At 72.3% G+C, this 9,662-nt stretch carries 11 protein-coding genes; 6 read left to right on the top strand and 5 right to left on the bottom strand.

Annotated features, from left to right (window positions below; genetic code table 11):
- Together KUF83_RS05355 and KUF83_RS05350 are read right to left on the bottom strand one after the other, a co-directional pair.
- A partial coding sequence (locus KUF83_RS05355; RefSeq protein ID WP_217453383.1) for a GntR family transcriptional regulator occupies positions 1-318 on the bottom strand: 318 nt, incomplete at its 3' end.
- Between the two features lie 101 nt (positions 319-419).
- Positions 420-1,775, bottom strand: coding sequence for an aspartate aminotransferase family protein (locus KUF83_RS05350; RefSeq protein WP_217453379.1), 1,356 nt, complete (start codon positions 1,773-1,775; stop codon positions 420-422).
- Positions 1,776-1,981: 206 nt separating this feature from the next.
- Between KUF83_RS05350 and KUF83_RS05345 the strand changes: the two genes are divergently transcribed.
- From KUF83_RS05345 to KUF83_RS05335, 3 genes are all read left to right on the top strand, one after another.
- Positions 1,982-2,584: a DJ-1/PfpI family protein gene (locus tag KUF83_RS05345; RefSeq protein ID WP_217453378.1), complete on the top strand. Its 603-nt coding sequence runs from the start codon at positions 1,982-1,984 to the stop codon at positions 2,582-2,584.
- Positions 2,581-3,078, top strand: a complete 498-nt coding sequence (locus KUF83_RS05340) for a MarR family winged helix-turn-helix transcriptional regulator (protein ID WP_217453377.1) — start codon at positions 2,581-2,583, stop codon at positions 3,076-3,078. The genes KUF83_RS05345 and KUF83_RS05340 overlap by 4 nt, the downstream gene beginning before the upstream one ends.
- A gap of 77 nt (positions 3,079-3,155) precedes the next feature.
- The gene (locus KUF83_RS05335; protein WP_217453376.1) at positions 3,156-5,270 is read left to right on the top strand and encodes a serine/threonine-protein kinase; all 2,115 of its coding nucleotides are present in this window, start codon (positions 3,156-3,158) and stop codon (positions 5,268-5,270) included.
- 68 nt (positions 5,271-5,338) lie between these two features.
- On the opposite strand, the gene KUF83_RS05330 is transcribed toward KUF83_RS05335, so the two are convergent.
- Positions 5,339-6,130: an SLATT domain-containing protein gene (locus tag KUF83_RS05330; RefSeq protein WP_217453375.1), complete on the bottom strand. Its 792-nt coding sequence runs from the start codon at positions 6,128-6,130 to the stop codon at positions 5,339-5,341.
- A 303-nt stretch (positions 6,131-6,433) separates the two neighbouring features.
- Here KUF83_RS05330 and KUF83_RS05325 point away from each other — a divergent pair, with 303 nt between their 5' ends.
- The 3 genes from KUF83_RS05325 to KUF83_RS05315 all read left to right on the top strand — a co-directional run bounded on the left by KUF83_RS05325 (position 6,434) and on the right by KUF83_RS05315 (position 8,257).
- Complete coding sequence (locus tag KUF83_RS05325) at positions 6,434-6,778, top strand: YbaB/EbfC family nucleoid-associated protein (protein ID WP_217453382.1); 345 nt, start codon at positions 6,434-6,436, stop codon at positions 6,776-6,778.
- 146 nt (positions 6,779-6,924) lie between these two features.
- The gene (gene recR / locus KUF83_RS05320) at positions 6,925-7,524 is read left to right on the top strand and encodes a recombination mediator RecR (RefSeq protein WP_055518210.1); all 600 of its coding nucleotides are present in this window, start codon (positions 6,925-6,927) and stop codon (positions 7,522-7,524) included.
- A 73-nt stretch (positions 7,525-7,597) separates the two neighbouring features.
- Positions 7,598-8,257, top strand: coding sequence for a DUF5063 domain-containing protein (locus tag KUF83_RS05315; protein WP_217453374.1), 660 nt, complete (start codon positions 7,598-7,600; stop codon positions 8,255-8,257).
- Positions 8,258-8,424: 167 nt separating this feature from the next.
- On the opposite strand, the gene KUF83_RS05310 is transcribed toward KUF83_RS05315, so the two are convergent.
- Complete coding sequence (locus KUF83_RS05310; RefSeq protein ID WP_217453373.1) at positions 8,425-9,093, bottom strand: hypothetical protein; 669 nt, start codon at positions 9,091-9,093, stop codon at positions 8,425-8,427.
- A gap of 4 nt (positions 9,094-9,097) precedes the next feature.
- Complete coding sequence (locus KUF83_RS05305; protein WP_217453372.1) at positions 9,098-9,652, bottom strand: matrixin family metalloprotease; 555 nt, start codon at positions 9,650-9,652, stop codon at positions 9,098-9,100.
- Between the last annotated feature and the right edge of the window lie 10 nt (positions 9,653-9,662).

Genomic DNA, 9,662 nt, shown 5'->3' with positions numbered 1-9,662 from the left:
GTCCAGCAGCCCGTGGAAGATGCTCTCCGTGACCAGGGTGCGGGCCTCGATCATGCCCCGGTAGTCGTCCAGCGAGTACTCGTGGACGCGGAACCCGCGATGCTGGTCCGCGTCCAGGAGGCCCTGGGCCGACAGGTCGACCAGCGCCTCGCGGACGGGGGTCGCGGAGACGCCGTACTGCTCGGCGATCTCCTTGACCGTGAACTCCTGGCCCGGCTGGAGCCGTCCGGCCAGCACCTCGTCGCGGAGCGCGTCCGCGATCTGCTGCCGCAGGGTGCTGCGGGTGACGGCGCCATTGCCGCTGCCGGTGCCGGGCATCGTCAGGTTCCTCCCCCGATCGGGTAAGTACTCGCTCATGTCTACGAGCCAGTCACCTTACGCGTTCGGGGCAGGGCCACCCGGATCACGTTGTTTCCGCGCTAGACGGTGTGCTCGTCCGCCACGGAGAGGGCCTCGTCGAGTGCGGCCAGGCCCTCCTTGGCCTCCGCCTCCGTGATGTTGCAGGGCGGCACGACGTGGGTGCGGTTCATGTTGATGAAGGGCCACAGGCCGTGGGCCTTGGCCGCCGCGCCGAAGGCCGCCATGGGGGCGTTCGCCTCGCCCGCCGGGTTGTAGGGGACGAGGGGCTCGCGGGTCTCCTGGTCCCGTACGAGCTCAAGGGCCCAGAAGACACCGGTGCCCCGCACCTCGCCGACGCTCGGGTGGCGCTCCGCGAGCTCGCGCAGCCCCGGGCCGAGGACGTTCTCGCCGATCCGGGCGGCGTGCTCGACGACGCCCTCCTCCTCCATCACGTTCAGGGTCGCGACGGCGGCGGCGCAGGCGAGGGGGTGCCCGGAGTAGGTGAGTCCGCCGGGGTAGGGGCGGCGCGCGAAGGTCTCGGCGACGGCCTCGGAGATGGCGACACCGCCGAGCGGCACGTATCCCGAGTTCACGCCCTTCGCGAAGGTCATCAGGTCCGGGACCACGCCGGAGTGGTCGGCGGCGAACCAGTGGCCCGTCCGCCCGAAGCCGGCCATGACCTCGTCCAGGACGAAGACGATGCCGTACTCGTCGCAGAGCGCGCGGACGCCCTCCAGGTAGCCCGGGGGCGGGATCATGATCCCCGCCGTGCCCGGAATCGTCTCCAGGATGATCGCGGCGATGGTGGCCGGTCCCTCGAAGGCGATGGTGTCGGCCAGGTGCTGGAGCGCGCGCTCGCACTCCTGCTGCTCGGTCTCGGCGTGGAAGGGGGAGCGGTAGAGGAAGGGCGCCCAGAAGCGCACGACCCCGGCCGTGCCGCTGTCGTTCGGCCAGCGGCGCGGGTCGCCGGTGAGGTTGATCGCGGCGGCGGTGGCCCCGTGGTACGAGCGGTAGGCGCTCAGCACCTTCGGGCGGCCGGTGTGCAGCTTGGCCATCCGGGTGGCGTTCTCGACGGCCTCGGCCCCGCCGTTGGTGAAGAAGATCTTGTCCAGGTCGCCCGGTGTCCGCTCGGCGATCAGCCGTGCCGCCTCCGACCGTGCCTCGACGGCGAAGGCGGGCGCGAAGGTGGTCAGCTTCCCGGCCTGCTCCTGGATCGCGGCGACGACCTTCGGGTGCTGGTACCCGATGTTCGTGAAGACGAGTCCGCTGGTGAAGTCCAGGTACCGCTTGCCGTCGTAGTCCCAGAAGTAGGCCCCCTCCGCACCGGCGACGGCGAGCGGGTCGATGAGCTCCTGTGCTGACCAGGAGTGGAACACGTGCGCACGGTCCGCGGCCTTCACGGCGGCGCCGGCCTGGGGATTGGGCTGAGGGGTCATGCGCCCGAGCGTAGGTGTCCCGGGTGCGGACGCGACATCGGCGTCCTGTCTGCGGTGCGGCCGGGAACGCGACAGGTTGTCGTGTGTGAAAGCGCCTGCCGGAGTACCGGCCGAGGACTCGTGAGCCCTTTTTCTATTGACAGCATCCTGTCGTGATGACAGCATACTTACAGAAGCGCAAGCAGGAGCAGCACCGAGGAGGAACCATGACCCGCAAGCCCGTGTACCTCGCCGTCTACGACACGTTCGCCGACTGGGAGACCGGCCACACGACCGCGTATCTCGCCCGGGCCGGCTACGAGATCCGGACGGTCGGCGCGTCCGGCGACCCGGTGACCTCCATCGGCGGGCTGCGCGTCCTGCCCGACGTCGCACTCGACGACGTACGCCCCGAGGGCGGCGCGCTGCTGATCCTGCCGGGAGCCGATCTGTGGGACACGGGCGACGAGCTCGCGCCCTTCGCCCGCAAGGCGGGGGAGTTCCTGGCCGCCGACGTGCCCGTCGCCGCGATCTGCGGCGGCACCGCGGGCCTCGCCCGCGAGGGCCTGCTCGACGACCGCACCCACACCAGCGCCGTCTCCTTCTATCTGGCCGCCACCGGCTACAAGGGCGGCGAGCGGTACGTGGACGCCGACGCCGTCACGGACGGCGGGCTGATCACCGCCGGGCCCACCGACCCCGTCGCGTTCGCCCGGGAGGTCTTCGGCCTGCTCGGCGTGTACGAGGGAGAGGTGCTCGACGCCTGGTACCGGCTGTTCCACGACTCGGACGCCCAGGCCTACGCGGTCCTCGAGGCGGCCGGGCAGTGAGTGGGACCGACGAGGCGGGCAGGCAGCGCCAGGACCTGTTCAGCCGGAGCGCGCTCTCCGTGTTCCGGCTGAACGGCCAGTTCCTGGCAGTGGCCGAGGAACTGGCCGGGCCCGCCGGACTCACCGCCGCCCGGTGGCAGGTGCTCGGCGCCGTCCTGCGGGAGCCCCTGCCCGTCTCCGGGATCGCCCGGTCCATGGGCATCACCCGGCAGAGCGTGCAGCGGATCGCCGACCTGCTGGTGGAGGCCGGGCTCGCCGAGTACGTACCCAATCCCGCCCACCGCCGCGCCAAGCTGCTCCGGCCGACCGAGGAGGGCCTCGCCGCCGTGCGGAGGATCGACCCCGGGCACGCGGCCTTCGCCGACCGCCTCACCCACGCCCTCGGCGAGGCGGGACTGGCCGAAACCGTACGGGTGCTGGAGCGGCTGGTCGCAGCGATGGAGACGGCCACGGAAGCGGCCGCGCACCCGCCCTCCGCTGTTACGGAACCGTAGACACCGGCCCCGCCACCTCGCCGTTCGGCCGCACTATCCTCGGGTGTCGCACACGTACGGGGGAGGGCGGCGTACCGATGGAGAAGCTCGGATCTGCGGATCCGCACCGGATCGGCGCGTACCGGCTGCTGGCACGGCTGGGTGCGGGCGGTATGGGCCAGGTGTATCTGGCGCGTTCCGACCGGGGGCGGACCGTCGCGGTCAAACTCGTCCGCAGGGAGCTCGCCGAGCAGGAGGAGTTCCGCGCACGCTTCCGCCAGGAGGTGCAGGCCGCCCGCCGTGTGGGCGGGTACTGGACGGCGCCGGTGCTCGACGCGGACACCGAGGCCGCGATCCCGTGGGTCGCCACGGGCTATGTGGCCGGGCCCTCGCTCCAGGCGGTCGTGGGCCACGACCACGGCGCGCTCCCGGAGCGTTCCGTACGGATCCTCGCGGCCGGCCTCGCGCACGCGCTGAAGGACATCCACGCGGCCGGGCTGATCCACCGCGACCTCAAACCGTCGAACGTCCTCGTCACGATCGACGGCCCGCGCGTCATCGACTTCGGCATCGCCCGCGCCCTGGAGACGGTCACCGACGGCGGCCTCACCCGTACCGGCGCGCTGGTCGGCTCACCCGGTTTCATGGCCCCCGAGCAGGTTCGCGGCGACCGGATCACGCCCGCCTGCGACGTCTTCTGCCTCGGCTCGGTCCTGTCGTACGCGGCCACGGGCGTCCTCCCGTTCGGCGCGGCCCACAGCGGGGTGCACGCCCTGATGTTCCGCATCGCCCAGGAGGAGCCGGACCTGGCGGGGGTGCCGGAGGGCATCGCCGATCTCGTCCGCAGGTGCCTGCGCAAGGACCCGGCCGCCCGCCCGACGCTCGACTACATCCTGGAGCGGACGGGAGCGGAGGACACGGTCTCGGATGGACGCAGCCGGGACCCCTGGCTGCCGGGGATGCTGGTCGCCCAACTGGGCCGTCACGCGGTGCGGTTGCTCGACGCGGAGGACCCGGAGGAGAAGGCTTCGGCCCGTCCGGCACCGGAGGACGGGACCGGCCGGGCCGACGGCGAGGGCCCGGCGGCATCCGGCGAGGACGGCGGGCGCGAGGACGGCGAGGCCGGGGCAACAGCCGAGGGAACCCCGCAGCCCCCGGCCACCGCACCCCCTTCCGTACCTCCTTCTGTTCCCCCTGCCACTCCCGCCCCGGCGCCCACGCTGCCGCCCCCGCCCACGGCCCCTCCCCGTACGGCACCCCCTCCCGGCCCCGCCCCGGCACCCGAGGCCTCCCCGGAACACGCCCCCACCCCCGACGGATCCTCGCCGCCCCTGCCGGGGACCCCGCCGGCCGACCCCTTCGGCCACCTCCCCACGATGACCACGAGCCTGCCCGGGACACCCCCGCCGGCAGGCCCGCCCCCCGGGCCTCCCGGGCACGCCCCCGCCCCGGGCCCGGTCCACCCGGCCTACGCGTACCCGCAGCAGCACCCCCCGCCCTCCGGCTACGGCCACCCGCTCCAGCCGCAGCCCGGCGCCTGGTCGGGCGGCCCCTCCTACGTGCCCCCTGCGGGAGCGACCCCTCCCTACGGCCCCACACCCCCGTACGGTCCGGGGGCCGCCCCGCAGCCGGAGCCGCCGCGAAGGGGCGGGCGGTCCACCGCCGTCCTGATCGTCGTGGCGCTGGTCGTCGCGCTCGGCGCGGGCGCCTCCGTGTACGCCCTCATGAAGGGCGGCGGGGACGGCCGGGCCGACGGCGGCTCCAGTCCGACCCCGACGGGCGCGCCCACCACCCCCGGACCGTCCGGTCAGGACGCCTCGGCGCAGCCGTCCGCCTCGCCGGAGGAGACACCGGCGGACGGCCCGATCCCGGCCGGGTTCCTCGGCACCTGGACGGCGTCCATCGACAACGACACGGGCCACAACACCCGCAGGCTCACCATCCAGCAGGGCGAGGTGGGGGACACGGTCCTCTCGCTCACGGCGGACGGGCCCGCGGGCAGCGGTACCTACCACTGTGTGTTCCGGGCGGAGCTCGCCGAGGCCCCGAGTGACGGCGGCCCTCTGCAGATCGGCCCGTCCGAGGTCACCGTCGGCGAACCGGCCACGTCCTGCTCGCCGGGCACGGCAACGGAGTTGACCCTCCTGCCGGACGGCCGACTGCGCCGCGTGAACACGAGCAGCGGCGACGAGCTGACGTACACGAAGCAGTAGACCGGCGCGAAGCCCGGACCGGTGCCGAAACGGCAGGCCTGCGGGAAGCGGCAGCCCTGGGCGGAGTACTACCGGGGCTCGGGCGGGCGCTGCCGGGGCATGTTCGGGCGGGTCCCCGGCGGAAGCGGCGGCCGCCCGGGCGAAGCCGTGTCCGCCCGCGCGCCCCCGTTCATCCCCGCCTGGATGGCGAGCGGCGCGGACCCGGTCCGGAACTCCACCATCCAGTCCGAGGTCTCCGCCCGCACCAGCTCCGTCACGTCCTCGGAGAACCGCCGCAGCACACCGAGACACCGCTCCGCGGCCTCCCCGGCCGTCCCCTCGGTGGGTCCGAGGACCTCCCGCACGCACTCGGACGCCCAGTCGAACTGCAGTGCCTGCAGCCGCCGCTGCACGGCCTGCGCCGTCGCCACGTCCCTTATCCACCCGGAGGTCACCCCGAAGAAACGGTCCCCCGCCACGCAGGCGACCCCCACCAGCAACGCCAGGTATCCCCAGGCGGCGCCCCCGCCCAGCACCCCGGCGAGATCCAGCAGCGGCAGCGCGGCCCCGGCCACGGCCCCGGCGGCGGCCCCCGCCCGCAGCGCCCGCGCCCCCCGCCGCTTCCACACCCGATCGGCGAGATACCAGGACGCCGTGGTCAGCGCCCCCGCCTCCACCCACCGGTACAGCTCGTGCAGCCGGTCGCCCGGCTCCCCCCAGTCGCCGAGCGGGAAGGTCCGGCCCATCAGATCGCCCGGCTCCAGCCCCCGGGGCACGAGACCCGCGGGCCCGGCCCCACCCGGCCCCTGCCCACCGGGCCGCGCACCGTCGCCCCGACCGTCCTGGGCCGATCCTTCGGGCTGCATGTCCGGCTGGCTCACCCGACGCTCCCTAATCGTTACGTTGCGTGACGGTAACGTGGCGCGAGGTGCTGATGCGCCGCACCCTTACTACCTCCCAATGGGTGGCGATGGCCCTGGTTTCAGGGCTTTTCCGCTCGGACGTGGGTCTTGGTCAGGTATAGGCCAACCCGTCCTCTCACTCGAAAGAGTGCTGGAGCGACGGCCCGGTAGACCACGTAGGCTCGTGCCAAGGCGGAAAACCCGCCGGACAGCCCGGACACAGCCGTGCCCGCACGAGCGCGCACGGCGGTCCTCACAGCCGTACGAAACCAGGAGCTGATCGTGATTCCCGGTGGTGGCCAGCCCAACATGCAGCAGCTGCTCCAGCAGGCCCAGAAGATGCAGCAGGACCTCGCGAACGCCCAGGAGGAACTGGCGCGCACGGAGGTCGACGGTCAGGCGGGCGGCGGCCTGGTGAAGGCGACGGTGACGGGCTCGGGCGAACTGCGCGGTCTGGTCATCGACCCGAAGGCCGTCGACCCGGAGGACACCGAGACCCTCGCCGACCTGATCGTCGCGGCGGTCCAGGCGGCCAACGAGAACGCCCAGGCACTCCAGCAGCAGAAGCTCGGCCCGCTGGCCGAGGGGCTGGGCGGCGGCAGCGGCATCCCCGGTCTGCCGTTCTAAGTCAACCCGGCGGTCCCTTCTAAGAAGGCCGACCGCCAACTACCGTACGTACGAAGAGAGCAAGCGCGACTACGGTACGTACCGAGTGAGCAGAACGACGAGCAGAAGCACGAGCTGAAGAACGAGCAGGAACGGGAAGGCAATCCGTGTACGAAGGCGTGGTCCAGGACCTCATCGACGAGCTGGGGCGGCTGCCCGGCGTCGGTCCCAAGAGCGCGCAGCGGATCGCCTTCCACATCCTCCAGGCCGAGCCGACGGACGTACGCCGTCTCGCGCAGTGCCTGATGGAGGTCAAGGCGAAGGTCCGCTTCTGTGCCACCTGCGGGAACGTGGCGCAGGAGGAGCTGTGCAACATCTGCCGCGACCCGCGCCGCGACCTGTCGGTCATCTGCGTGGTCGAGGAGCCCAAGGACGTGGTCGCCGTCGAGCGGACACGCGAGTTCCGGGGCAAGTACCACGTGCTCGGCGGTGCGATCAGCCCGATCGAGGGCGTGGGCCCGGACGACCTGCGCATAAGGGAGCTGCTGGCGCGGCTCGCCGACGGTGTGGTCACGGAGCTGATCCTGGCCACCGACCCGAACCTGGAGGGCGAGGCCACGGCCACCTATCTCGCCCGCATGATCAAGCCCATGGGCCTGCGGGTCACCCGCCTCGCCAGCGGGCTGCCGGTGGGCGGCGACCTCGAGTACGCCGACGAGGTCACCCTGGGACGCGCCTTCGAGGGAAGGCGGCTGCTGGATGTCTGAACGACTGGTGATGTACGGAACGAAGTTCTTGTCGAACTTCTTTACGGAGTTCTTGAGGAAGGCCGGCTTCTAGATGTCTGACGCCACGCTGCATGCGACCGCTCAGGACCCCGACGATTTCGCGGTCCAGATCGCGGACCAGGTCGAGAGCTTCCTCGTCGCCGTGACAGAGGTCGCGAAGGGGGACGAGCCGGACTCGGCCGTGCCCTTCCTGCTCCTTGAGGTCTCCCAGCTCCTGCTGGCCGGTGGCCGCCTCGGCGCGCACGAGGACATCGTCCCCGACGAGCGCTACGAGCCGGACCTGGGCCCGGAGCCGGACGTCGACGAACTGCGCGAGCGGCTCGCCGAGATGCTCGACCCGGTCGACGTCTACTCGGAGGTCTTCGACCCGTACGAGCCGCGCAAGGCCCCGGTCCCGGCCCGTATCTCCGACGACCTGGCCGACGTCATGGCGGACCTGCGGCACGGCATGGCCCACTACCGGGCGGGCCGCACCACCGAGGCCATGTGGTGGTGGCAGTTCTCGTACTTCTCCAACTGGGGCTCCACGGCCTCGGCGACCCTGCGTGCCCTTCAGTCCCTGGTGGCGCACGTCCGCCTGAACCAGCCCCTTGAGGAGCTGGACGGCCTGGACACCGACCAGGACCTCAGCGAGGAGGCACTCGCGGAGGCGGCAGGCAAGGTCATGGCGGAGGAGATCGCGGGACCGCTGGGCCTGCGGACGGTCAAGTAGCCGTCCTTTTCCGTACGGTGTGGGGCGCGGCGCACTCGCCGCGCCCCACAACGCGTTGTCCGAACGACCCGTCCGCCCCTCGCGTGCGACAGCGGCCCCGGGACCCCGGCCCCGAGACCCGGGTTCAGCGGTCCCGGGCCCCGGTTCGGCGGTCCCGGAACCCCGGTTCAGGAACCCGGTGTCGGAGAGGCCTCCGGCGTCGGGTCCTCCTCCGGCTCCTCCGTGGGCTCCGGCTCCGGCGCCGCGGTCGACAGGTCGGCCTGGTCCCGCACCGCGGCCACCCAGCGGTCCGACATGGTCGCTTGCCCGTTGCCGTCGGAGTCCGGCGCGCCGGGCGCGCCGGCCTCCGTGTCCGGGATCGGCTGGTCGCCGTGCACGGGGATCAGGGTGTTGAACCGCTGCTCCTCGTTGTAGTTCGTGGCGAAGAGGTAGCGCTTGCCGACCTGGAGGAGGTGATCGCCCTCTGGGAGGAGGAGCACGCCCTCCTCGTCCGTGCCGCCGAGCTGGTTGACGACGACGGTTCCGGTCACGTCCCCCTTGAACACCCGCTGTACGGCCACCGCGTACTGGGTCTCCGGGCCGACGCCCAGGTCCTTCTGCCCCTTGAGGGCGGTGACCTTGCCGTAGAAGAGGTCCTCGGCGCCTCCGGCGAGGTTCGTGTCGACGGAGAAGTCGGCGTCGAAGGTCAGGTGCATCTCGGCCGTCTCGCCGACGGCCGCGTTCCCCTCGTCCGACTCCTGGTACGCGACGAACCCGGCGGTGCCGGCGCCCAGCGCGGCGATCACCGCGGTGGCCACGACGACGGCCGTCCTCCTGCTGATGGGCTTCCTGTTCATCGGATCAGCCCCAGAGGTCGTGGTAGGCCGCGCGGTCGGTGTGGACCGGGCGGGCGTTGGCCGGGAGGTAGCCGATGGTCTTGGACATCAGCGTGCCGTTGGGCTTGTGCGTCAGGCCGAGCGCGTGGCCGAGCTCGTGCGCGGCGGCCTTGCGGCGCCAGCCCTTCGCTCCGTACTTCTTCCCGCTGTCCAGGAACGCCGTGTTCAGGAGGATCCGGTCGGCACCCTTGCGGGGTGCCCAGCCCCCGACCCACTTGACGTCGGCGCGCTTGATGTCCCGCCACTCGAGATCGGCGATCGTGTCCCACTCGTCCGGGGCGATCTTGATGCTGGTCAGGCCGTACTGCGAGTTGTTCCAGGCCGTCGCCGCCCACTTCCGGGCGTCGTCGTACTTGGTCTCGTCCTCCCAGCGGATCTCCTTGCCGTCCACGGACGAGTGGCCCCGCGAGTCGGCGGAGGCGGTGCCGGGGTGCCCGAGTACCGCGACGGCCACGGCGACCACACCCAGGAAACCCGCGCGTGTCAGTCTTCGAGCCGGTCTTCGTATGGGGTGCTTCACTGTTTGTTCC

Source organism: Streptomyces sp. BV286 (genome assembly GCF_019090165.1).
In the GTDB taxonomy this organism is placed as follows: Bacteria; Actinomycetota; Actinomycetes; order Streptomycetales; family Streptomycetaceae; genus Streptomyces.
Note: the sequence above shows the minus strand (reverse complement) of the source record. Positions and strands in the feature narration are given on the sequence as shown.